General features: G+C 72.3%; 21 protein-coding genes. All 21 read left to right on the top strand.

From position 1 onward, the window contains the following. The first annotated feature begins 71 nt into the window (after window positions 1-71). Window positions 72-1,082 carry an ABC transporter permease gene (locus tag AC4MBH_RS21865; RefSeq protein WP_491797522.1) on the top strand — a complete coding sequence of 337 codons (1,011 nt, stop codon included), beginning with the start codon at window positions 72-74 and terminating at the stop codon, window positions 1,080-1,082. Window positions 1,083-1,155: 73 nt separating this feature from the next. Further along, window positions 1,156-2,943 (top strand): ABC transporter substrate-binding protein, encoded by a 1,788-nt coding sequence (locus tag AC4MBH_RS21870; RefSeq protein ID WP_491797523.1) that lies wholly within the window; start codon window positions 1,156-1,158, stop codon window positions 2,941-2,943. Between the two features lie 95 nt (window positions 2,944-3,038). Then, window positions 3,039-4,040: an ABC transporter permease gene (locus tag AC4MBH_RS21875; RefSeq protein ID WP_491797524.1), complete on the top strand. Its 1,002-nt coding sequence runs from the start codon at window positions 3,039-3,041 to the stop codon at window positions 4,038-4,040. Continuing rightward, window positions 4,037-5,110, top strand: coding sequence for an ABC transporter ATP-binding protein (locus AC4MBH_RS21880; protein WP_491797525.1), 1,074 nt, complete (start codon window positions 4,037-4,039; stop codon window positions 5,108-5,110). The genes AC4MBH_RS21875 and AC4MBH_RS21880 overlap by 4 nt, the downstream gene beginning before the upstream one ends. After that, window positions 5,107-6,414, top strand: coding sequence for an ABC transporter ATP-binding protein (locus AC4MBH_RS21885; protein WP_491797526.1), 1,308 nt, complete (start codon window positions 5,107-5,109; stop codon window positions 6,412-6,414). The genes AC4MBH_RS21880 and AC4MBH_RS21885 overlap by 4 nt, the downstream gene beginning before the upstream one ends. Before the next feature lie 3 nt (window positions 6,415-6,417). Next, window positions 6,418-7,788, top strand: a complete 1,371-nt coding sequence (locus AC4MBH_RS21890) for a replication-associated recombination protein A (protein ID WP_491797527.1) — start codon at window positions 6,418-6,420, stop codon at window positions 7,786-7,788. An 11-nt stretch (window positions 7,789-7,799) separates the two neighbouring features. Next, window positions 7,800-8,303 (top strand): hypothetical protein, encoded by a 504-nt coding sequence (locus AC4MBH_RS21895; protein ID WP_491797528.1) that lies wholly within the window; start codon window positions 7,800-7,802, stop codon window positions 8,301-8,303. Beyond that, complete coding sequence (locus tag AC4MBH_RS21900) at window positions 8,300-8,617, top strand: DUF6167 family protein (protein WP_491797529.1); 318 nt, start codon at window positions 8,300-8,302, stop codon at window positions 8,615-8,617. Before AC4MBH_RS21895 ends, AC4MBH_RS21900 begins: the two co-directional genes overlap by 4 nt. After that, a complete protein-coding gene (alaS, locus tag AC4MBH_RS21905; protein ID WP_491797530.1) occupies window positions 8,617-11,319 on the top strand; it encodes an alanine--tRNA ligase in 2,703 nt (900 codons plus the stop codon). The genes AC4MBH_RS21900 and alaS overlap by 1 nt, the downstream gene beginning before the upstream one ends. Then, window positions 11,316-11,795 (top strand): Holliday junction resolvase RuvX, encoded by a 480-nt coding sequence (ruvX, locus tag AC4MBH_RS21910; protein WP_491797531.1) that lies wholly within the window; start codon window positions 11,316-11,318, stop codon window positions 11,793-11,795. The genes alaS and ruvX overlap by 4 nt, the downstream gene beginning before the upstream one ends. Continuing rightward, a complete protein-coding gene (gene mltG / locus AC4MBH_RS21915; RefSeq protein ID WP_491797532.1) occupies window positions 11,788-12,972 on the top strand; it encodes an endolytic transglycosylase MltG in 1,185 nt (394 codons plus the stop codon). Before ruvX ends, mltG begins: the two co-directional genes overlap by 8 nt. Further along, on the top strand, window positions 12,972-13,790 hold the full coding sequence (locus AC4MBH_RS21920) for a shikimate dehydrogenase (protein ID WP_491797533.1): 819 nt from the start codon (window positions 12,972-12,974) through the stop codon (window positions 13,788-13,790). Before mltG ends, AC4MBH_RS21920 begins: the two co-directional genes overlap by 1 nt. Before the next feature lie 31 nt (window positions 13,791-13,821). Beyond that, window positions 13,822-14,541 (top strand): prepilin peptidase, encoded by a 720-nt coding sequence (locus AC4MBH_RS21925; protein ID WP_491797534.1) that lies wholly within the window; start codon window positions 13,822-13,824, stop codon window positions 14,539-14,541. 74 nt (window positions 14,542-14,615) lie between these two features. After that, a complete protein-coding gene (gene aroC, locus AC4MBH_RS21930; protein ID WP_491797535.1) occupies window positions 14,616-15,794 on the top strand; it encodes a chorismate synthase in 1,179 nt (392 codons plus the stop codon). Further along, window positions 15,791-16,294, top strand: a complete 504-nt coding sequence (locus tag AC4MBH_RS21935; RefSeq protein WP_491797536.1) for a shikimate kinase — start codon at window positions 15,791-15,793, stop codon at window positions 16,292-16,294. Before aroC ends, AC4MBH_RS21935 begins: the two co-directional genes overlap by 4 nt. Further along, the gene (aroB, locus tag AC4MBH_RS21940) at window positions 16,291-17,406 is read left to right on the top strand and encodes a 3-dehydroquinate synthase (RefSeq protein ID WP_491797537.1); all 1,116 of its coding nucleotides are present in this window, start codon (window positions 16,291-16,293) and stop codon (window positions 17,404-17,406) included. The genes AC4MBH_RS21935 and aroB overlap by 4 nt, the downstream gene beginning before the upstream one ends. Next, window positions 17,403-17,840: a type II 3-dehydroquinate dehydratase gene (locus tag AC4MBH_RS21945; protein WP_491797538.1), complete on the top strand. Its 438-nt coding sequence runs from the start codon at window positions 17,403-17,405 to the stop codon at window positions 17,838-17,840. The genes aroB and AC4MBH_RS21945 overlap by 4 nt, the downstream gene beginning before the upstream one ends. Before the next feature lie 235 nt (window positions 17,841-18,075). Then, window positions 18,076-18,984 (top strand): hypothetical protein, encoded by a 909-nt coding sequence (locus AC4MBH_RS21950; RefSeq protein ID WP_491797539.1) that lies wholly within the window; start codon window positions 18,076-18,078, stop codon window positions 18,982-18,984. A 367-nt stretch (window positions 18,985-19,351) separates the two neighbouring features. Beyond that, window positions 19,352-20,851 (top strand): mannitol dehydrogenase family protein, encoded by a 1,500-nt coding sequence (locus tag AC4MBH_RS21955; protein WP_491797540.1) that lies wholly within the window; start codon window positions 19,352-19,354, stop codon window positions 20,849-20,851. Continuing rightward, window positions 20,835-21,599, top strand: coding sequence for an HAD family hydrolase (locus tag AC4MBH_RS21960; RefSeq protein ID WP_491797541.1), 765 nt, complete (start codon window positions 20,835-20,837; stop codon window positions 21,597-21,599). Before AC4MBH_RS21955 ends, AC4MBH_RS21960 begins: the two co-directional genes overlap by 17 nt. Continuing rightward, window positions 21,596-22,657: a CDP-glycerol glycerophosphotransferase family protein gene (locus tag AC4MBH_RS21965; protein WP_491797542.1), complete on the top strand. Its 1,062-nt coding sequence runs from the start codon at window positions 21,596-21,598 to the stop codon at window positions 22,655-22,657. The genes AC4MBH_RS21960 and AC4MBH_RS21965 overlap by 4 nt, the downstream gene beginning before the upstream one ends. The last annotated feature ends 4 nt before the right edge of the window (window positions 22,658-22,661 follow it).

Genomic DNA, 22,661 nt, shown 5'->3' on the forward strand with positions numbered 1-22,661 from the left:
GCTCGCGAGGTGACCTAGAGTCATGCCGCGGCACGGACATCGGGTCCGGGCCGCGACGCGAAGGGGTCTAGATGACGCTGCCTGCGACTGACCTGCTGGCGAAGGACGACTCCCCGACCGAGGTGCCGTCCAGCGCTGATCGCAAGGCCATCGCCGGCCGTTCGCCCACGCGCATCGCGCTCGACCGGCTGCGGCGCGACCCGATCGCGGTCGTGTGCTTCGTCATCGTGGTGCTGTTCGCGATCATCGGGGTCTTCGCCGACCAGCTGTGCAGCCTGCTCGGGGTCACGACCGACACGGTGCGCGCCAGCGACTACGTCAACCTCAGGACGAGCCTGCCGCTCGACGGCCCGCCCAACAACGGGTTCGACCCCGACCACCCGTTCGGCGTCGCACCGGGCACCGGCACCGACAACCTGGCGGTGTGGCTCAAGGGCTGCCAGACGTCGCTGTTCCTGGCCACGATGGCCGCGGTGCTCTCCACGATCATCGGCGTCGTCCTCGGGCTCGTGGCCGGCTTCATCGGCGGCGTCGCCGACACGATCATCTCGTTCGGCACCAACCTGTTCCTCACCTTCCCGTTCCTCGTGGGTGCGCTGGCGCTGGCGCCGATCCTCAACGACCGGTTCGGCACCGACCCGGAGAAGCTCGCCACGGTGAGCTTCTGGGCGCTGGTGGCGATCCTGACGTTCTTCGGATGGATGACGGTGGCTCGGCTCGTGCGCGGCGAGGTGCTGTCGCTGCGCGAGCGCGAGTTCGTCAAGGCCGCCCGCGTGATCGGCGTCCCCACGCACCGGATCCTGGTGCGGGAGATGCTGCCCAACCTGATCGCGCCCATCATCGTCTCGTTCTCGCTCGGGCTGCCGGCCTACGTCTCCGCCGAGGCCGGCCTGTCGTTCCTGGGCATCGGGATCATCGGCCGGGAGTCCTGGGGCCGCACCATCGAGCAGGCCGCGAGCTGGTGGCAGCTCTACCCCCAGTTCCTGCTGGCGCCCGTCGTCGGGATCGCGGTCCTGGTCGTCGCCCTCAACCTGCTCGGTGACGCGATCCGTGACGCGTTCGACCCGAAGACGCGTCGTTGACGCACCCCCCATTCGTTGGCCGCACGGTCCCGTGCCGGTCCGCGCAACCGAAGAAGAAGAAAGGCAACACACCATGAGACGCACGAAGGCGTTTACCGCCGGTGTGAGCGCTGCCGTGCTCACGCTGTCACTCGCCGCCTGTGGCGGCGGCGGAGACAATTCCGACGACGAGGGCGGCGACGGCAACTTCACCGAGGGCGCCAGCAGCTCCGGCGGCAAGGTCGCCGACGCCGTGGGGCCCGCCCCCGAGCTCGAGGGTGCGCAGACCGGCGGCGAGATCACCGTTCTCGCTCCCGACCCGGACGACGGCATCGACAACATCGATCCCGCCAGCCTGTGGTCGGTCACCGACAATGCGATCCTCCAGGACCTGGTCCTGCGGTCGCTGACGACCTTCCGTCAGGCCGAGGACGGCTCCTACGAGCTGGTCCCCGACCTGGCCACCGACCTCGGTACGCCCAACGAGGACTACACCGAGTGGCGCTTCACCATCAAGGACGACGTCAAGTGGGAGACCGGCGACCCGGTCACCGCCGAGGAGGTCGCCTTCGGTCTCAAGCGTTCCTTCGACGCCGACGCGTTCGCCACCGGCCCCGGCACGGCCTACTCCAAGCCCTACTTCGAGGGCGGTGAGGAGTACAACGGCCCGTACGTCGACGGCGAGGAGTTCCCGGCGATCACCACCGAGGGCAGCGACCTCATCCTGAAGTTCAGCCAGCCGTTCCCGGAGATGGACTACTACGGCATCTTCCCGGCCACCGGCCCGGTCCCGCTCGACGCCACGATCGACGACTACCGGCTCAACGCGCTGTCCACCGGTCCCTACAAGGTCGAGTCGTTCACCCCGAACCAGGAGCTCGTGCTGGTCAAGAACGACCAGTGGGACCCCAACACCGACCCGGCTCGTCGTCAGCTCGTCGACAAGTACACCTTCCAGTTCGACGTGCAGCCGCAGGTGGCCGCTGAGACCGTCTTCAGCGACCAGGGCAACACCACGATCGTGACCAACCTGCAGGCGACCGACTACGACAAGGCGCTCCAGGACGGCCTGCAGGACCAGACCAACGTCGGTCCGCAGCCGTGCACCAGCTTCGTGATGCCCAACTACTCCAAGGTCAAGGAGCTCGAGGTCCGGCAGGCGCTGGCCTTCGCCTACGACTACGAGAACGTCTGGGCCGCCGCCGGCGAGAAGCCCGGCGTCACCCGTGCCAACGGTGAGACCGACGAGACGCTCGGCTTCGGCCTGCTGCCGCCCGGCATGGCCGGCCGCGTGGCGTGGGAGGGCCCCGAGGGCAACCCGATCACCTACGACCCGAAGAAGTCGATCGAGCTGCTGGCCGCGGCCGGCTACGAGCCCGGCGAGTACGAGGTCTCCTTCGTCTACGACGCCAGCACGCCCGAGGGCGAGGCCGGCGCCGAGCAGCGCAAGCGCGGCTACGAGGAGAGCGGCTTCAAGGTCAAGATGTACCCCTACAGCGCCGGCAGCCTCTACGACGTGTGGACCGACCCGGACAACAAGCTGTACAAGCAGATCAACCTGCTCGGTACGGCCTGGTGCCAGGACTGGCCCTCCGGCGCCACGTTCCTGCCCCCGATCGTGGAGACGGGCGCGGCCTACAACACCGGCCAGTTCTCCGAGCCCGAGGTCGACCAGGAGATGGAGCGGATCCGCACCCTCCCCGTCGAGGAGCAGGCCGACGCGTGGGGTGAGCTCGAGAACATGGTGATGGAGAAGTACATGCCGGTCATCAACACCGGCTTCTACCAGGGCATCGCCGGGATCGGCACCGACATCGGCGGCTTCGCCAACGACATCTCGGTCGGCGGCGCCCCCGACTACCGCTCGATCTACGTCAAGTGACGTCGGACCGGTAGCTCAGCACCACCTCCCGGGCCTGGGCGGACGCACCGCCCAGGCCCGGGAGCCCGCAAACCCCTGATCCGGAGGGATCCTCGATGTTCTCGTTCCTGGTCCGGCGCGTGCTGTCCGGCGCGCTGATCGTGGTGCTCGTGTCCCTGATGGTGTACACGCTGTTCTGGTTCGGCCCGAAGAGCCCAGCGCTCGAGCTGTGCCGGCGCGACACCAACAACCGCTGCACCCCGGCAAAGCTCGTCGAGTTCGAGGATCGCCTCGGGTACAACAACCCGATGTTGGAGGAGTACGGCAAGTGGGCCAAGGGCCTGGTGGCCGGCCGCACCATCGTGCACGGCACGTCCGCCTACGAGTGCCCGGCGCCCTGCCTGGGCGTCTCCTACCGGGACAAGAGCCTGGTCACCGAGCAGTTCAAGGACCGCTTCCCGGTCACCGTCAGCATCGCGGTGGGTGCGGCGGCGCTCTACCTGCTGATCGGCGTCACCGTCGGCGTCCTGGCCGCGCGAAGACGGGGCTCGGTGGCCGACAAGGCGCTGGTCGCCTCGACCCTGGTGTTCAGCTCCATCCCCTACTACCTCGTCGCGTTGCTGAGCTTCCTGATACTCACGCTCAGCACCTCGATCTTCCCGTCGGTGGAGTACGTCTCCCCGTTCCAGAACCCCGTCAGCTGGGTCTCCGGACTCCTGCTGGTGTGGCTGGTGATGGGGCTCTACGGAGCCACGTCCTACACTCGCTACTCGCGAGGCTCGATGGTCGAGGCCCTCGGCGAGGACTACGTCCGCACCGCCAAGGCCAAGGGTCTGCGACCGCGCACGGTCGTGATGCGGCACGCGCTGCGATCCGCGTTGGTCCCGGTGATCACGATCTTCGGCCTCGACGTCGCGTTCCTGCTCTCGGGCACGGTGTTCACCGAGCAGATCTTCTCGCTCGAGGGCATCGGCAAGTGGGGCATCGACGCCGTGAAGATCTCCGACCTCCCGGTCGTCCAGGCCACCACCCTGGTCCTCGCGTTCGCCGTCGTCCTGATGAACATCGTCGTCGACATCGTCTACAGCTTCCTTGACCCGAGAGTGAGGCTCGCGTGACCCGCGACTCCACGTCCGACGATCCCTACCTGGTCGTCAAGGACCTGACGGTGCGGTTCCCCACCGCCGACGGCGTCGTCCAGGCGGTCAGCGACCTCAGCTACAGCGTCGAGCTCGGCAAGACCCTCGGCATCGTGGGCGAGTCGGGGTCCGGGAAGTCCGTGTCCAGCATGGCCGTCCTCGGACTCCACGACCGCAAGTCGGCCCGGATCACCGGCTCGATCAAGGTCGGTGGCACCGAGGTGGTCGACCTCGGCGAGCAGGAGCTGCGGACCATGCGCGGCAACTCGGTGGCGATGATCTTCCAGGACGCGCTCGCTGCCCTGCACCCCTTCTACAAGGTGGGGGCGCAGCTGGCCGAGGCCTACCGCGTCCACCACCCGGAGGCGACCAAGCGCGACGCACGGCGGCGGGCCATCGAGATGCTCGGCCGGGTCGGGATCCCGCAGCCCGACCACCGGATCGACCAGTTCCCGCACCAGTTCTCCGGCGGCATGCGGCAGCGCGTGATGATTGCGATGGGCCTGATCAACGATCCGTCGCTGCTGATCGCCGACGAGCCGACCACGGCCCTCGACGTCACCGTCCAGGCGCAGATCCTCGACCTGCTGCAGGACCTCCAGCGGGAGTTCAACTCCGCGATCGTGATGATCACCCACGACCTGGGGGTCGTGGCCGAGATGGCCGACGACGTGCTGGTGATGTACGGCGGTCGCGCGGTCGAGTACGGCGCGTGCTCGGCCATCCTCACGCACCCCGAGATGCCCTACACCTGGGGTCTGCTCTCCAGCGTCCCCGAGGTGTCCGGCGACCCGAACGCGCGGATGATCCCGATCCCGGGCAACCCGCCGAGCCTGCTCGACATGCCGCAGGGCTGTGTCTTCCACCCGCGCTGTGCCCACAGCGACAAGGTGCCCGGCGACCTGTGCGAGACGCGGTTGCCCGACCTGGTGCCCGGGCCGCGGTCGGCCACCCACCTCAAGCGCTGCCACCTGGCCAATCCAGACATGATCTACCAGGCCGAGGTGCTCCCGGAGATCGCGCCCGACCTGGTCGAGAGGATCCGATGACCGACAAGCACGAGATCGAGAGCGACCAGGTCCACCTGGCGAAGCCCGGGGCGCACGCCGCGGGCGAGCCGGACGGCACCCACGATCTCGCCGACGACACCGGTCTGGCGCCCGAGTTCGAGGAGCTGCGGGCGAAGTCCCACACCGCTGCCGAGCTGAAGTCCGACGCCGACGCCGTCCTCACCGTCGACAACCTCAAGATGTACTTCCCGATCAAGTCGACCTGGACGCGGCGGACGGTCGGCAACGTGCAGGCCGTCGACGGCATCTCCTTCGAGGTGCCCCGCGGCAGCTCGCTCGGCCTGGTCGGCGAGTCCGGGTGCGGCAAGTCCACCACCGGGCAGCTGATCACCCGGCTCTACAAGCCGACGGCCGGCACGGTGATGTTCGAGGGGCAGGACCTCGCGGCGATCGACAACAAGCGGATGAAACCGCTGCGGCGCGACGTCCAGATGATCTTCCAGGACCCGTACACCTCGCTGAACCCCCGGCACACCGTGGGCAGCATCGTCGGCACCCCGCTCAGCGTGCACAAGGTGGTCCCCAAGAACAAGATCCTCCCGCGGGTGCAGGAGCTGCTCGAGGTGGTCGGCCTCAACCCCGAGCACTACAACCGCTACCCCAACGAGTTCTCCGGCGGCCAGCGCCAGCGCATCGGCATCGCCCGCGCCCTGGCCCTGCAGCCGAAGCTGATGATCGCCGACGAGCCGGTCTCGGCCCTCGACGTGTCGATCCAGGCGCAGGTCATCAACCTGCTCCAGGACATCCAGAACGAGTTCGGCGTGGCGTTCCTGTTCATCGCCCACGACCTGGCGGTGGTGCGCCACTTCTGCCCCGAGGTCGCGGTGATGTACCTCGGCAAGATCATCGAGATCGGCGACCGCGAGAGCATCTACAACCACGCCCGGCACCCGTACACCCAGGCGCTGCTGTCCGCCGTGCCCGACGTCAAGCAGGCGGCCGTCGGTGGCCGGCGTGAGCGGATCCGGCTCGAGGGCGACGTCCCGAGCCCGATCAACCCGCCGTCCGGCTGCCGCTTCCGCACCCGCTGCCCGATCGCGCAGGAGATCTGCGCCAAGCACGAGCCCCCGCTCCTGCAGATCGGCAAGCGGCACAAGGTCGCGTGCCACTTCCCGGGTCCCCTCGGGCAGCACCCCGCCGACCCGTTGACGGCTCGCCTCCTGGGTGTCGACAACGCCGGGAGCCCCGACCCGGGTGCGACCCCGAGCACCGACCTCAGCACCACCCCGGGCTACTCCGACACGTGGTTCGACCTGGACACCAAGACGTTCGGGCGTGCCTGAGGCTTGGACGAGCCAGACGCCCTGTTCGACGCGGGACCGCCCCGCCCCGGCGCCTCGGGCGGTGGCGGGTCCCTGTCGGCGGCGGTGCACGCCTCGGCGCCGCTCGCCGTCCGGATGCGCCCGCGCACGCTCGACGAGCTGGCCGGTCAGGCGCAGCTGCGTGCCCCGGGGTCACCGCTGCACCAGCTGATCGAGGGCGACCAGTCGATGTCGCTGCTGCTCTGGGGTCCGCCCGGCACCGGCAAGACGACGATCGCCTCGATCCTCTCCCGCCAGACCGGACGCCGGTTCGTCGAGGTCTCGGCGGTCTCGGCCGGCGTCAAGGAGGTACGAGCCGCCATCGACGCAGCCCGCGCCCAGCTCGTGCGCAGCGGCGCGGAGACGGTGCTCTTCGTCGACGAGGTGCACCGGTTCAGCAAGGCCCAGCAGGACGCGCTGCTGCCGGGCGTGGAGAACCGGTGGGTGACCCTGGTCGCGGCGACCACGGAGAACCCGTTCTTCTCCGTCATCTCCCCGCTGCTGTCGCGGAGCCTGCTGCTGCGCCTGGAGTCGCTGAGCGACGACGACGTCCGGGCCGTGGTGCGAAGCGCCCTCGCCGACACCGAGCGCGGGCTGGGCGGCACCGTCGAGCTCGACGACGACGCCCTCGACCACCTGGTGCGGTTGGCCGGCGGCGACGCCCGACGGTCGCTGACCTACCTCGAGGCAGCGGCGGGAGCGGCGTCCGCGCGCGGCGTCGACCGGATCGACCTCGAGACGGCCGAGACCGCCGTCGACCGGGCCGCCGTCCGCTACGACCGGCAGGGCGACCAGCACTACGACGTCACCAGCGCCTTCATCAAGTCGATCCGCGGCTCCGACGCCGACGCGGCGATGCACTACCTCGCCCGGATGATCGAGGCAGGGGAGGACCCGCGCTTCATCGCCCGCCGCCTGGTGATCCTCGCCTCCGAGGACGTCGGCCTCGCCGACCCCACCGCGCTGCCGACCGCGGTCGCCGCCGCCCAGGCCGTCCAGCTGATCGGGATGCCCGAGGCCGGGCTCAACCTCGCGCAGGCGGTGCTCGCGCTCGCCGTGGCGCCGAAGTCCAACGCCGTGACCACCGCCCTCGGCGCGGCCTCGGCCGACGTCCGCGCGGGCAAGGTGGGTCCGGTGCCCCCGCACCTGCGCGACGCCCACTACGCCGGGTCGAAGAAGCTCGGCCACGGCTCGTCCTACACCTACAGCCACGACGAGCCGTATGGGATCGCCGAGCAGCAGTACGCCCCCGACGTGGTGGCCGACGCCGTCTACTACCGACCCAAGGAGATCGGCGCCGAGGCCGCGGTCAAGGAGCGGTGGGAGCGGGTCCGGCGCATCATCCGCGGGCGATAGGGTCGGGCGTCATGGACCGGGAGTGGAGCGTGCCCGCCTGGGCCGTGCTCGCGACCCTGGTGGTGCTCCTGGCCGCACTCGTCGTGCTGGCGGCTGCGCTGCGGCGCTCGCGGGCGCTCGCCACGGCGGCGCTCGACTCCGCGCGGGCCGACGCGGCCGCGCTGATCGCGCTCACCGAGCGGGTCGAGGCGGTGGAGCGGCGTACGGCCGAGGCGCCGGCGCGCGTCGACGACCACGAGTACGTCATCACGGTGCTGGGTCACGACGAGCCGGCGAGCGAGCCGGCGCCTGTCGTGTCGGCACCGTTGTTCACCGACCTGGTGCTGCGCGAGAGCGCCGTCCAGGCCGCGTCCCTGGCCGCCGGTCTCCGGCGGGCGCTCGCCCCCGAGGTGCGGCAGCGGATCCGCTGGGAGATGCGGCGCGAGGTCAAGCGTGCCCGCAAGCAGCGCCGCACCGACCAGCGGCAGGCCCGACGCGACCTCGAGGCGCGGCGCCGCGCCCAGGACGCCGCATGAGCCGGACCCTGTGGTTCGCCGCGGGGGCCGGGGCCGGGCTGTACGCCGCCGTCCGTGCCCGCCGCGCCGCCGAGGCCCTCACCGTCGACGGACTGCAGGACCGGGTCGGCGCCGCCGTCGTGGGCCTGCGGATGTTCCGCGACGAGGTCGCCCAGGGCAAGGCGGACGCCGAATCCCCGTTGCGCGAGCGATTGGGCGTGGCGCTCGATGGACGAGCACGACACCGGGAGCTCGCCACCCCCGACCAGCAGGACCACCTCTCCAGCCCGACCGGGCCCACCAAGCACGACGACCAGGAAGCAGGCAGCAGCTGATGGACACCGCGGAGATCCGACGGAGGTTCGTGGCGCACTTCGAGCGCGCCGGGCACACCCCCGTCCCCTCGGCCTCGCTGCTGCTCGACGACCCCAACCTGCTGTTCGTCAACGCCGGGATGGTGCCGTTCAAGCCCTACTTCCTCGGCCAGGAGACGCCGCCCTACCAGCGGGCCGCGAGCGTGCAGAAGTGCGTGCGCACGCCCGACATCGAGGACGTCGGCAAGACCACCCGGCACGGGACGTTCTTCGAGATGTGCGGCAACTTCTCCTTCGGCGACTACTTCAAGGAGGGCGCCATCGAGCTCGCCTGGGACCTGGTCACCAAGTCCCAGTCCGACGGCGGGTGGGGCCTGGACGAGGGCCGGCTGTGGCCCTCGATCCTCGCGGGCGACGAGGAGGCGCTGGCGCTGTGGATGAAGGTCACCGGCCTGCCGGCCGACCGCATCGTGCAGCTCGGCCCCAAGGAGAACTACTGGTCGATGGGCGTGCCCGGTCCGGGCGGCCCGTGCTCGGAGATCCTCTACGACCGCGGTCCCGCCTACGGTCCCGACGCTGACTGGGAGGCGATGGGCCCGGCGATGTCGACCGAGCTCGAGGACCGCTACCTCGAGATCTGGAACCTCGTCTTCATGCAGGACGAGCTGAGCGCGGTGCGGGCCAAGGACGACTTCGACGTCTCCGGCTCGCTGCCGCAGAAGAACATCGACACCGGCATGGGCCTCGAGCGGGTCGCGTTCCTACTGCAGGGCCGCGAGAACATGTACGAGATCGACGTGATGTTCCCCGTGATCGAGCGCGCCATGGAGCTCACCGGCCGCCGCTACGGCGCCGACCCGGCCGACGACGTCCGGTTCCGGGTGGTCGCCGACCACGTGCGCAGCTCGATGATGCTCATCGGCGACGGCGTCACCCCCGGCAACGAGGCGCGCGGCTACGTGCTGCGCCGGTTGCTGCGGCGCGCGGTCCGCTCGATGCGCCTGCTCGGCTGCGAGGACGCCGTCCTGCCCGAGCTGATGCCGGTCAGCCGCGACAAGATGGGGGAGACCTACACCGACCTCCACACCGACTGGGACCGCATCTCGCGCGTCGCGTACGCCGAGGAGGAGACGTTCCGCAAGACGCTCCAGGCCGGCACCACGATGTTCGACCTGGCCGCGGTCAAGGTGAAGGAGTCCGGCGGCGCGTCGATCGCCGGCGACCAGGCCTTCCAGCTGCACGACACCTTCGGCTTCCCGATCGACCTGACCCTGGAGATGGCGTCCGAGGCCGGCCTCAGCGTCGACGAGGACGGGTTCCGCTCCCTCATGGCCGAGCAGCGCGAGCGCGCCAAGGCCGACGCGCGCGCCAAGCGCGGGCAGCACGCCGACACCGGCGTCTACCGCGCGGTCCTCGACGAGCACGGCCCGACCGAGTGGCTGGCCTACGAGACGCTCGAGACCGAGTCCCGGCCGCTGGCGCTGCTCAGCGGGGGAGCGCCGGTCGACCGGCTCGGCAACGGCGAGGTCGGCGAGATCGTCCTCGACCGCACGCCGTTCTACGCCGAGTCGGGCGGTCAGGCCGCCGACGCCGGCATCATCGAGTTCGACGGCGGCCGGCTCGAGGTCGTCGACGTCCAGCGGCCGGTCCGCGGGCTCGTCGTCCACCAGGTGCGCGTCGTCGACGGCGAGCTGGCGGCGTCGTCGGCCGACGCCGCGCTGCTGCACGCCCGCGTCGACCCGGAGTGGCGCACCGGAGCGCGCCAGGCCCACTCCGGCACCCACGTCGTGCACGCGGCGCTGCGCCAGGTGCTCGGCCCCAGCGCGCTGCAGTCCGGGTCCTACAACCGGCCCGGCTACCTGCGCCTCGACTTCGGCTGGACGACGGGCCTGACCCCCGACCAGGTCCGCGACATCGAGCAGGTCTCCAACGAGGCGCTGCGGGCCGACCTGCCGGTCGGGTGGCAGTACATGACGCTCGAGGAGGCCAAGGACTGGGGCGCGGTCGCGCTGTTCGGCGAGACCTACGACAACACCAAGGTCCGCGTCGTCGAGATCGGTGGGCCGTGGTCGCGCGAGCTGTGCGGTGGCACCCACGTCGACCACTCCTCCCAGATCGGCACCGTCGTGGTCACCGGCGAGGCGTCGGTCGGCTCGGGCAACCGGCGCATCGAGGCCTACACCGGCGTCGAGGGCTTCGCCTACCTCGCCCGCGAGCGTGACGTCGTCGCCCAGCTCACCGGCCTGCTCAAGACCCAGCCCGGCGACCTGGTCGGCCGCGTCGGCGACCTCGTCGAGCGCCTGCGGGCTGCGGAGAAGGAGATCGAGAAGGTCCGGCTGCAGCAGCTGCTCTCCGGCGGTGCCGAGCTGGCCGCCGGGGCCGTCGACGTCGGCGGCGTGCGCGTCGTGGCGCACCGTGTCGACGGCGCGGGCGGGGGCGACGTACGCACGCTCGCGCTCGACGTCCGCTCTCGGCTGCAGGGCGACCAGCCCGCGGTCGTGGTGGTCATCGGCGCGGCCGACGGCAAGGTGTCGGTGGTGGCCGCCCTCAACGAGGCGGCGCAGGCGCGCGGCTTGAGCGCCAACGACCTGGTCCGCACGGTCGGGCCGTTCGTGGGCGGCAAGGGCGGCGGCAAGGCCGACGTCGCCCAGGGTGGTGGCGCCGACGCCAGCCGTATCGACGAGGCGCTGGCGGCGGTGCTGGCCAGCGTGCGGGGCGCGTGAGGCCGGGAGTCCGGCTCGGCATCGACCCGGGTGACGCGCGCATCGGCGTCGCCCGCAGCGATCCCGCCGGCGTGCTCGCCACCCCGGTCGAGACGGTGCGCCGCGGTCCGGGCGACCTCAAGCGGATCCGGCGCATCCTGCGCGAGATCAGCGAGGAGACGACGGTGCTCGAGGTGGTCGTGGGCCTGCCCCGCTCCCTGAAGGGCGGTGAGGGCCCCGCCGCGGTCAAGACACGCGAGTTCGCGGTGCGCCTGGCGGCGTCGATCGAGCCGCTCGGGGTGCGTCTGGTCGACGAGCGTCTGACCACCGTGTCGGCGGAGGCTATGCTGCGCGACCGTGGCACGAAGGGCGCCAAGCGCCGCGCGGTGGTCGACCAGGCAGCCGCGGTGGTGATCCTGCAGCACGCCCTCGACAGCGAACGTGCCACCGGACTCCCGCCCGGGGAGCTCGTGCGAGCAGAGGAGCAGGATGTCTGAGCACCAGCACGAGGCGGGCGGAGCCCTCTTCGGTGACGACGACCACCGCGCGGCGCCGCCCCGCCAGGGCGCGCGGCGCCGCGGGCGACGTCGTTCGGGATGCCTGCCGATCCTGCTGGTGCTCGCGCTGATCGCGGTCGCCGCGGTCGTCGCCTGGCGCACGGTCGACATCGACAACCCGTTCGCCGACCAGGCCGGCGAGGACTACCCCGGTCCGGGGTCCGGCGCCGTCGTCCTCACCGTCGCCGGTGGCGACTCGATCTCGGTGATGGGCGAGAACCTCGAGCGGCTCGGTGTCGTCGCCTCGGCCGAGGCCTACGTCGACGCCGCCGAGGCCAACGACGCCGCCCGCAACATCGGCCAGGGCGACTACCAGCTGAAGAAGAAGATGAAGGCCGCCGACGTCGTCGACCTGCTGGTCGAGGGCACCACCAAGGGCACGTCGTTCACCTTCACCAGCGGCAAGACGGCCGAGGAGATCGTGGCCCTGCTGGCCAAGGACACCGGCATCGCGCGCCGGCAGTACGACGCCGCGCTCGCCAAGCCCGGGTCCATCGGACTGCCCGCCAGCGCCGAGGGCAAGGCCGAGGGCTACCTGTCGCCCGGCAGCTACACGTTCTTCCCCGACGACGACGCGACCACCATCCTCTCGGCGATGGTCGCGCGGACCCTCAAGACCCTCGAGGACGTCGACCTGGCCGGTGCCGCCGAGCGCCTGGGCTACAGCGAGCACGAGCTGCTCACGATCGCCAGCCTCATCGAGGCCGAGGGCAGCCTGCTCGACGAGCAGGGCAAGGCCAAGATCGCCCGGGTGATCTACAACCGGCTGGAGATCCCCGACGGACCCAGTGCCGGAAAGCTGCAGCTGGACGCGACGGTCAACTACGCACTCGGCGAGAAGTTCGCGGTGCTGACCTTCGACCAGATCGACTCGGTCGCGGACAACCCCTACAGCACCTACGGCAACGCGGGGCTGCCCCCGGGCCCGATCGCGACCCCGAGCCGGGAGTCGCTGGAGGCCACGATCCGACCGGCTGAGGGACCCTGGTTCTTCTACGTCACCGTCAACCTCGAGACCGGGGAGACCAAGTTCGCCGAGACGTCGGAGCAGTTCTCGGTCATCGAGCAGGAGCTGCGCGACTACTGCGACGCCAACCCGGACCGCTGCGGGCGCTGATGCGCTGCGCCGTCCTGGGCGACCCGATCGGCCACTCGCTGTCGCCGGTCCTGCACCGGGCGGCGTACGGCGCGCTGGGGCTCGACTGGACCTACGAGGCGGTCCGGGTGCCCTCGGGCGGGCTCGCCGACTTCCTCGCCACGCTCGACGGCTCCTGGCGCGGACTCTCGCTGACGATGCCGCTCAAGCGCGAGGTGCTCACCCTGGCCCACGGGCGCACCGAGCGGGTGCGCCTGGCCGGTGCGGCCAACACCCTGCTGCTCGACGGCGGGGTGCTGCGCCTGGACAACACCGACCTGCCGGGCGCCGCCGCCGCGGTGCGGGAGCGCTGGGACGGCGACATCGGTGACGTCGCGATCCTGGGGGCCGGGGCGACGGCGGCGTCGACCGGACTCGCGCTGTGCGACCTCGGGGCCCGTCGGGTGCGGCTGCTGGCACGCTCGGCCGACCGCGCCGCGGAGACCGCCTCGGCGATCGCCGCGCACGCCGCCGCCCCGACCGTGACTGTCGGTGGTCTCGACGACGATGCGGTGCATGGCGACGTCGTCGTGTCCACGATCCCGGTCGCCGCCCAGACGCCCAGCCTGGTGCGGCGCTGTGCGGCCGTGCCCGTGACCTTCGAGGTGCTCTACGACCCGTGGCCGACGCCGATGGCGGCAGCGGCCCTGGCCGCCGGCCGGGTGCTCGTCGGAGGACTCGACCTGCTGGTGCACCAGGCGGTGCTGCAGGTCGAGGTGTTCACCGGCCGTCCCGGTCCGCTCGACGTGGTGCGCGCCGCCGGCCAGGCGGCGCTCGACGCGCGGGCGGCGTCCGGATGACGGCCGCGATGACGGTCGCGACGAGGGCCGGGTGAGCGTGGTCCAGGCGGTGGTCGCGAGCGCGGTCGCCGGCGCCCTGGGCGGCTACCTGGTGCCGCTGGTGGTGCGGCGACTTCCCGAGCCGCCCGACCGGCCCGAGGAGGAGCAGTCCGCGCACGAGCTGGCCGAGGGTCCCAAGGAGCAATACGCCGTCATCGGCGAGCTGGGTTGGTTCGCGCCGGTCGCCATGGTGGTCTCGGGGGTCTCGGCGGGCCTGGTCGGGTGGGCCCTCGGGTGGTCCTGGCTGCTGATGGTGCTCGTGCCCGTGGTGCCGGTCGTCGTGGCGCTCGCCGTCGTCGACCTGCGCACCCGCCTGCTGCCCTCGATGCTGGTGCTGCCCACCACCGTCTTCGCGCTGGGGGCCGTGGTGACCCACGCCGGGCTGGTCGGCACCTGGGGCGACCTGCAACGCGGGCTCCTCGCGATGGCGGTCGGCTTCGCCTTCTACTTCCTGCTCTGGTTCGTCTACCCGGTCGGTCTGGGCTACGGCGACGTCCGGCTCTCCGCGCTGCTCGCGCTGCTGCTCGGCTACCTCGGGTGGCCGCAGTTCCTGGTCGGGATGTACGCCGGGTTCGTGCTGCTCGGCGTCCCGGGGCTCGTGCTCGCGCTCGTCAAGCGGCGCGCGTCCTACCTGCGGACGCAGTTCCCCTTCGGCCCGTTCATGGCGGCCGGGTCGCTGCTCGGCATCGTGCTCGGCCCCCGGCTGCTCTGACCCCGCGCCCGGGCCGGGTCTCGCGGGCGGGTGACCGGGTCTCGTGCCCGCGGGGCGGGTGGGAGACTGACACCATGCTGCGCTGGTTGACCGCGGGGGAGTCCCACGGCCCCTCACTCGTCGCGATCCTCGAGGGGCTCCCGGCCCACGTCGAGGTGACGACGTCCGACATCGCCGACTCCCTGGCCCGTCGCCGTCTCGGCTACGGGCGGGGCGCGCGGATGAAGTTCGAGCAGGACGAGGTCACCATCACCGGTGGCGTCCGGCACGGACGCACCCAGGGCGGGCCGGTCGCGATCAACGTCGGCAACACCGAGTGGCCCAAGTGGGAGACCGTGATGTCGGCCGACCCGGTCGCGGCCGAGGTGCTCGAGGCGCAGGCGCGCAACGCGCCGCTGACCCGTCCCCGCCCCGGGCACGCCGACCTCGCCGGCATGCAGAAGTACGACTTCGAGGAGGCCCGGCCCGTCCTCGAGCGCGCCAGCGCCCGCGAGACCGCCGCGCGGGTGGCCCTCGGCCGGGTGGCGTCCAACTTCCTCGAGCAGGCCGTCGGCGCCCGGATCGTGTCGCACGTGATCGAGCTCGGCGCCGTCCGCGCCCCGGCCGGGGTCTGGCCCGAGCCCGACGACGTCGCCCGCCTCGACGACGACCCGGTGCGCTGCCTGGACCCCGAGGCCTCCGCCGCGATGGTCGCCCGCATCGACCAGGCCCACAAGGACGGCGACACCCTCGGCGGCGTCGTCGAGGTCGTGGTGCACGGCCTGCCGCCCGGCCTCGGCTCGCACGTCCACTGGGACAGGCGGCTCGACTCGCGCCTGGCCGGCGCGCTGATGGGCATCCAGGCGATCAAGGGCGTCGAGGTCGGCGACGGCTTCGAGCTCGCCGCCACCCCCGGCTCGCTCGCCCACGACGAGATCGTCCCGACCCCTGAGGGCATCCGCCGCGTCTCCGGCCGCTCCGGCGGCACCGAGGGCGGCATGACCACCGGCGAGGTGCTGCGGGTCCGGGCCGCGATGAAGCCGATCGCCACCGTGCCGCGCGCCCTGCGCACCGTCGACGTGGCCACCGGCGAGGAGACCGTCGCCCACCACCAGCGCTCCGACGTCTGCGCGGTCCCGGCTGCCGGGATCGTCGCGGAGGCGATGGTGGCGCTCGTGCTCGCCGACGCCGTGGCGGAGAAGTTCGGCGGCGACTCGGTGGGGGAGACCCGGCGCAACTGCACGTCGTACCTCTCGGCGCTGAGGTACAGGTGACCTCTCCGCGGGTGGTGCTGGTCGGCCCGATGGGCGCCGGCAAGTCGACGGTCGCGGCGCTGCTCGCCGAGCGGCTCGGGGTGACCGCGCGCGACTCCGACGCCGACGTCGAGGCCGCCGAGGGCCGCAGCATCTCCGACATCTTCGTCGAGTCCGGCGAGGCGCACTTCCGTGCGCTCGAGCGCGCCGCCGTCGCCGAGGCGCTGGCCACCCACGACGGCGTGCTGTCGCTGGGCGGGGGAGCGGTGCTCGACGACTCGACGCGCGCGCTGCTCGCCGGGCACCGGGTCGTCTTCCTGCGCGTCGGGCTGGCCGAGGCCGTCAAGCGGGTCGGGCTCGGCGCCGGCCGGCCACTGCTCTTCGGCAACGTCCGCGCCCAGATCAAGGCGACGCTCGAGGAGCGGGCCCCGATCTACGAGTCGGTGGCCACCGTCGTCGTCGACACCGACGACACCTCGCCCGTCGACGTCGCGACCCGCATCGAGGAGGCCCTGGCATGAACCACGCAGCCGAGTCCGTGCTGCACGTCGGCGGCGCCTCGCCGTACGACGTCGTCGTGGGGCACCACCTCGCCGGCCACCTGCCGGCCATGGTCGGCGACGCGCTGCGCGTCGCGATCATCTGCCCCGAGGGCCTCGAGCACCTCGCCGAGGGGATCGTCGAGCCGCTGCTGGACGCGATGGAGGAGCGCGACATCACGCTCCTGGCCGTGCCCGAGGGCGAGGAGGCCAAGACGGCCGACGTCGCCAACGACTGCTGGGAGGCGCTCGGCGAGGAGGGGTTCACCCGCTCCGACGTCGTCGTCACCCTCGGCGGGGGAGCGACCACCGACCTCGGCGGGTTCGTCGCGGCGTCGTGGTTGCGAGGCGTGCGGGTCGTCCACGTGCCGACCACCCTGCTCGCGATGGTCGACGCGGCGGTGGGCGGCAAGACCGGCATCAACACCGCCGCCGGCAAGAACCTCGTCGGCGCCTTCCACGAGCCGTCCGGGGTGCTCTGCGACCTCGCGCTGCTCGAGACGCTGGCGCGCGACGAGCTCGTCGCGGGGCTCGGCGAGGTCGTCAAGTGCGGCTTCATCGCCGATCCCGAGATCCTGCGGCTCGTCGAGACCACCGACCCCGACGACCTGGTGCCGAGCTCACCGGTGCTGCGCGAGCTGGTCGAGCGCGCGATCCAGGTCAAGATCGACGTCGTGGTCGGTGACCTGAAGGAGACCGGCGGCGTCGGGGGCCACCCGGGGCGTGAGGCGCTCAACTACGGCCACACCCTCGCCCACGCCATCGAGCGCGCCGAGGACTACGGCGTCCGCCACGGCGAGGCCGTCGCCATCGGCTGCGTCTACGTCGCCGAGCTCGCCCACCGCGCCGCGGGGCTGCCCGCCGAGCTGGTCGAGCGGCACCGCTCGGCGTTCGGCCGGGTCGGGCTGCCCACCACCTACGACGGCGCACCCTTCGACGACCTGCTCGCCACCATGCGCGTCGACAAGAAGTCGCGCGGCGCCACGCTGCGCTTCGTCGTCCTCGACGACGTCGGCGCGCCCACGATCCTGAGCGGGCCGTCGGAGGAGCACCTGCGCGCGGCGTACGCCGCCCTCGCCGGGAGCGGCTCGTGAGGACCCTCGTCCTCAACGGCCCCAACCTGGGCCGCCTCGGCCGCCGCCAGCCCGAGATCTACGGCTCCACCACCCACGCCGAGCTGGCGTCGCGGTGCGTCGAGTGGGGCGCCGCCCTCGGCCTCGACGTCGAGGTCCACCAGACCAACCACGAGGGCGTCCTGCTCGACCACCTCAACGACGCCGCCGACGACGCCACCCCCGTCGTCCTCAACGCCGCCGCCTGGACCCACTACTCCTGGGCGATCTTCGACGCCTGCGCCCAGCTCACCGCCCCGCTCGTCGAGGTCCACATCAGCGACCCCACCCAACGCCCCGAGGTCTTCCGCCACACCTCCGTCGTCACCCCCCACGCCGCCGAGGTCATCTCCGGCCGCGGCATCGACGGCTACCGCCTCGCCCTCGAGTCCGTCGCGCGCCTCGTCGGGGGATAGGCCCAGCACCGGGAAACTCCGTGACGTCATCAACGTCGTAGGGGTCCCGGGACGTTGATGACGTCACGAACTATCCCCGGCCGCCCGCATCCCGCCGGCCCACCGGGACCGGTCGTCCACAGGCGGACGGAGGGGTGGTTCGACACCGGTCCGGTCGAGGCAGACGCCCGGCATGGACGACGGTGCAGCAGAGGCGGGAGCGTGGAGGCCCGCGTGTCGCCGACCCGACGACCTGGTGTGGCCGATCGAGGTGGGTGCCAAGGGCGTCCCCGGCATCACCTGGCGGCAGGCCACCGGGCCGCGCTTCGAGCGGGTCGCCACTGGCTACTACGTGCCGGCGGGTCGTCGGCTCTCGGTCGAGCAGCGGATCGTGGAGGCGGCCGCCCCCCTGCCGCCGGACGGCTCGCGCGGGTGCGTCACCGGGTGGGCCGGACTGCGGTGGCGCGGCGCGACGTACTTCGACGGGCTGGGGCCGCACGGCGAGGGCGAGCTCCCCGTCGAGATCGTGTCCCAGGGCGTCGTACGCCGCCGCGACCGGCCCGGCGTGGTGCACCACGCCCGCTGGTTCGCGCCCGAGGAGCGCGACGAGGTCGCCGGGTTGCCCGTGGCGAGTGTGCAGCGTTGCCTCTTCGACGAGATCCACACCCGTGGGGAGCTGTGGTCGGCGGTCACGGCGATCGACATGACGGCGGCGGCAGGTCTCATCTCGGTCTGGCTGTTCGCCACCTACGTCGGCGAGAGCAACTCGCGCAACGGGGCCCCGTTGGCGCGCGAGGCCGTCTCGCTCGCCGTCGACGAGTCCCTGTCGCCGCGGGAGACGTGGATGCGACTGGTGTGGACGAGGGCGGCCGGACTGGATCCCCCGCTGGTCAATAGTCCCGTCCACGACCTGCGGGGAGGTCTGGTCGGCGTCCCTGACCTCTTCGATCCGGTCGCCGGACTGGCGGGTGAGTACTCCGGCGAGATCCATCGCTCACGGGCCCAGCACGCGAAGGACGTCGCGCGCGCCGAGCGCTTCCGGTCCCATGGCATCGAGTGCGTCGAGGCGGTGGCCGGCGAGTCGCGCGGCCCGTCGCGGGACGGATCCTCGCGGCCCGGTCCCGGGCGCTGTTCCTGCCCGAGGCACGACGGACGTGGACCCTGACCCCGCCGCCGCGGGCCGTCGTACCGGAGACCCTCGACGCCCGGCTGGAGCGTCTCGGCCTGGTCGAGCAGCTGACCCGCATCGGCTGAGGCGGGGGATAGTTCGTGACGTCATCGACGTTCCGAGGGCTTCAGCGCGTTGATGACGTCACGAACTATCCCCCCTCACGGCCCCTGACCGCGCAGCCCCGTCGTACCCTGCCGTTCACCTTCGGTTAAGGTGGGCTCTTCTCCTGGCCGGACCCCGGCCAGGGTGATCGATCACGCCCCTTCGAGTGAAGCAGGAAGTCACTGAATCGGATACCGGACGGGATGCTCCCCGACCCCCTTCTCACGGCACGCGCGGCCGCACTGACCCGCGCTACCCCGTGCCACCCGTCCCCCTCCCGGCCGCCCGCAGGCTGGTCCCGCTGATGGCGAGCGTGCAGCGCGACCGCTCCTCCGGCGGCACGGTGACCGGCGCGGTCCGCAGGCTCGACCGCCGCACCGTGGCCGGGCTCGGTCCCGACGTCCAGGTCCCGACGTACGACGTGCGCTCGCTGCGACCGGGCGTCGTCCACCTCGGCACGGGGGTCTTCCACCGCTCGCACCAGGCGGTCTACCTCGACGACCTGGCCCAGTCGGGTGTCTCGCGCGACTGGGGCGTGGTCGGCAGCGGCCTGCGCACCAGCGCCAGCGCCGAGGCGCTCGCGCGCCAGGACGGGCTCTACTCGGTGACCGAGGTCGGTCCGGCCGGCCGCACGACGCGGGTCATCGGTGTGCAGCGCGACCACATCAACGCGCTCGCCGATCCCGAGGCCCTGGTCCGCCGCCTGGCCGACCCCGCCACCCAGCTGGTCACCCTGACGATCACCGCGCCGGCCTACCGGCTCGGCTCCTCGATCGCCGAGCACCCCGACGGCAGCCGCCCCGACGCGTTCGGGCTGCTCGCCCGGTCCCTGGCCGTGCGCCGGGCCGCCGGTCTCGGCCCGTTCACCGTGCTCTCGTGCGACAACCTGCCCGACAACGGTCACGCCGCCCGCGCCGGCGTGCTGGCCGCGGCCGACGCGATCGACCCGCGCCTGGGCACCTGGGTCGAGCGCAACGTGACCTTCCCCAACAGCATGGTCGACCGGATCACGCCGGTCGTCGACGCCTCGCACCTGAAGTGGCTGCGCCGTCGCCACGGCTTCAAGGACGCCGCCGCGGTGGTGTGCGAGCCGTTCCGACAGTGGGTCGTCGAGGACGCCTTCTGCGCTGCGCGCCCGCCGCTCGACGCCGTCGGCGTCCAGCTCGTCACCGACGCGCGCCCGTTCGTCACCATGAAGACCAGCCTGCTCAACGCCGGCCACGTCGCCCTGGGCTTCCTCGGCGGCCGGGCGGGCCATCCGACGACCGCCGAGGCCATGCGCGACCCCGCCCTGGTCGCCACCCTGGTCCGGCTGATGGCCGACGAGGTGGCGCCGCTGCTCGACCCCGTGCCCGGTGTCGACCTGGACGCCTACCGACGCACGCTGCTCGAGCGGTTCGCCAACGACCCGCTCGCCGACCCGCTGGAGCGGCTCCGTGCCCGTGGCTCGGTCCGCGTCTCCCACTACCTGGTGCCCGCGCTGCGCCGGGCCGTGCGGGTCGGGGCGCCCCACCACGTCCTCACGAGCGTGCTCGCGGCATGGATCGAGCACCTCGCCCACCACCCCGACGCCCCCGAGCTCGCCAGTGACCCCGCGGCGTCGGTGCTGGTGCCGCTGGCCAGCACGGCGGCCGCCGACGTACGCCCGTTCCTCGTCGCCGCCGGGCTCGAGGACCTCGCCCGCACGCGCAGCGTGCGGAGGCCGCTGCAGGCGGCGCTGGCGACCAAGGGAGGATCGCTGGATGTCGTTGCCTCCTGACGTCGTCCTGCCGCCCGTCGCCACCCTCCTCTGCGACGCCGACGGCAACCTGTTCCCCTCCGAGGAGCCCGCGTTCGACGCCTCGGTCGGTGTCACCAACCGGCTGCTCGAGCGCTGGGGCTCACCCGACCGGTACGACGCCACCACCCTGCGTCGCGTCGCCATGGGCCGCAGCTTCCGGGCGCTGGCCACCGACCTGGCCCGCGAGCACGGCCAGGAGCTGCCGGCCGACGAGCTCGACGAGTGGGTGGCCGAGGAGGCCCGCGTCGTGACCGCCCACCTCGCCGCGGTCCTGCGCCCCGACCCCGCCGTGACCGACGTGCTCGAGCGGCTGACGCGCCGGCTGCGGCCGGCCGTGGTCAGCTCGAGCGCCCTGGCCCGCCTCGACGCCTGCTTCGTCGCCACCGGCCTCGACCGGCTGTTCCCCGCCGCCGACCGGTTCAGCGCGCAGGACTCCCTGCCGGTGCCGACCAGCAAGCCCGACCCCGCCGTCTACCTGCACGCGGTCGAGCGCCTCGGCGTCGACCCCGCGACGGCCCTGGCCGTCGAGGACGCGGTCGCCGGGGTCGCCTCGGCCGTGGCGGCCGGGTTGGCCGTCGTCGGCAACCTGGTCTACGTCGGTGCCGACGAGCGCGACGAGCGCCGCCACGACCTGCTCGCGGCGGGCGCGGTGACCGTCGTCGACGACTGGGCCGCCCTGCACGACCTGCTGGCCGGGTCGCTCGAGACAGCGGGTCCGGTGCGGTGAGGATCGTCTACCAGAGCTTCCACGGACGGTTCAGCGACAACCCGCGGGTGCTCTTCGAGGCGCTGCGCGACCGGCCCGGGCTCGAGCACGTCTGGCTCGCCGACCCGGCGCACGCGCACCTGTTCCCCGACGACGTCGAGACCGTCGACATCGACGGGCCCGACGCCCGCGCCGCGCTCGAGGGCTGCGACCTGCTGATCGCCAACACCCACACCGAGGTCGAGTGGGACAAGCCCGCCGGCACCACCTACCTCCAGACCTGGCACGGCACGCCCCTCAAGCGCATCCACCGCGACGTGCTTTGGGCGCCCGAGGGCCGCCTCGACCGGCTCGACCACGACGTCGCCCGCTGGGACCTGCTGCTCTCGCCCAACCCGGTGAGCACCCCCCGGCTGCGCCGCGCGTTTCACTACGACGGCGAGGTGCTCGAGTCGGGCTACCCGCGCAACGACCTGCTGAGCCGGCCCGAGGCCGCCACCGTGCGCGCCGACGTACGCCGTGGCCTCGGCATCGACGACGACACGCGGGTCGTGCTCTACACCCCGACCTGGCGCGACGACGAGACGTTCGCCGACGGGTCGCCCGCGATCGAGCTGCCGCTCGACGTGCCGCGCTTCGCCGAGGTCCTGGGCGACACGCACGCGCTCCTGGTGCGCGCCCACTACATGGTCACCGCGCGGGCGACGATCGCCGCGACGCCCGGCGTCCACGACGCGTCGTGGTTCCCCGACGTCCGCGACCTGTACGCCGCCGCCGACGTGCTGGTCACCGACTACTCCTCCACGATGTTCGACTTCGCGGTCACCGGCCGGCCGGTCGTGCTGCTGGCCCACGACCTCGAGCGCTTCCAGGACACCGTGCGCGGCTTCTACTTCGACCTCGTCCCCGAGGCGCCGGGGCCGCTGGTGCGCACCACCGAGGAGCTGCTCGCGGTGCTGGGCGACCTCGACACCGTGTGGCCGCAGCACGCCGAGCGCTACGCGCGGTTCCGGGCGACGTACACCGGTCTCGAGGACGGGCACGCCACCGAGCGGGTCCTCGACCGCCTCGGCCTCTGACCGG

The organism is Nocardioides sp. WJ219, assembly GCF_058559815.1.

Coding starts and splice junctions, on each gene's coding strand:
- mltG (WP_491797532.1), top strand. CDS start 11,788: ATGTCTGAGCACCAGCACGAGGCGGGCGGAGCCCTCTTCGGTGACGAC.
- alaS (WP_491797530.1), top strand. CDS start 8,617: ATGGACACCGCGGAGATCCGACGGAGGTTCGTGGCGCACTTCGAGCGC.
- AC4MBH_RS21900 (WP_491797529.1), top strand. CDS start 8,300: ATGAGCCGGACCCTGTGGTTCGCCGCGGGGGCCGGGGCCGGGCTGTAC.
- AC4MBH_RS21875 (WP_491797524.1), top strand. CDS start 3,039: ATGTTCTCGTTCCTGGTCCGGCGCGTGCTGTCCGGCGCGCTGATCGTG.
- AC4MBH_RS21865 (WP_491797522.1), top strand. CDS start 72: ATGACGCTGCCTGCGACTGACCTGCTGGCGAAGGACGACTCCCCGACC.
- aroB (WP_491797537.1), top strand. CDS start 16,291: ATGAACCACGCAGCCGAGTCCGTGCTGCACGTCGGCGGCGCCTCGCCG.
- AC4MBH_RS21895 (WP_491797528.1), top strand. CDS start 7,800: ATGGACCGGGAGTGGAGCGTGCCCGCCTGGGCCGTGCTCGCGACCCTG.
- AC4MBH_RS21885 (WP_491797526.1), top strand. CDS start 5,107: ATGACCGACAAGCACGAGATCGAGAGCGACCAGGTCCACCTGGCGAAG.
- aroC (WP_491797535.1), top strand. CDS start 14,616: ATGCTGCGCTGGTTGACCGCGGGGGAGTCCCACGGCCCCTCACTCGTC.
- AC4MBH_RS21960 (WP_491797541.1), top strand. CDS start 20,835: ATGTCGTTGCCTCCTGACGTCGTCCTGCCGCCCGTCGCCACCCTCCTC.
- AC4MBH_RS21870 (WP_491797523.1), top strand. CDS start 1,156: ATGAGACGCACGAAGGCGTTTACCGCCGGTGTGAGCGCTGCCGTGCTC.
- AC4MBH_RS21920 (WP_491797533.1), top strand. CDS start 12,972: ATGCGCTGCGCCGTCCTGGGCGACCCGATCGGCCACTCGCTGTCGCCG.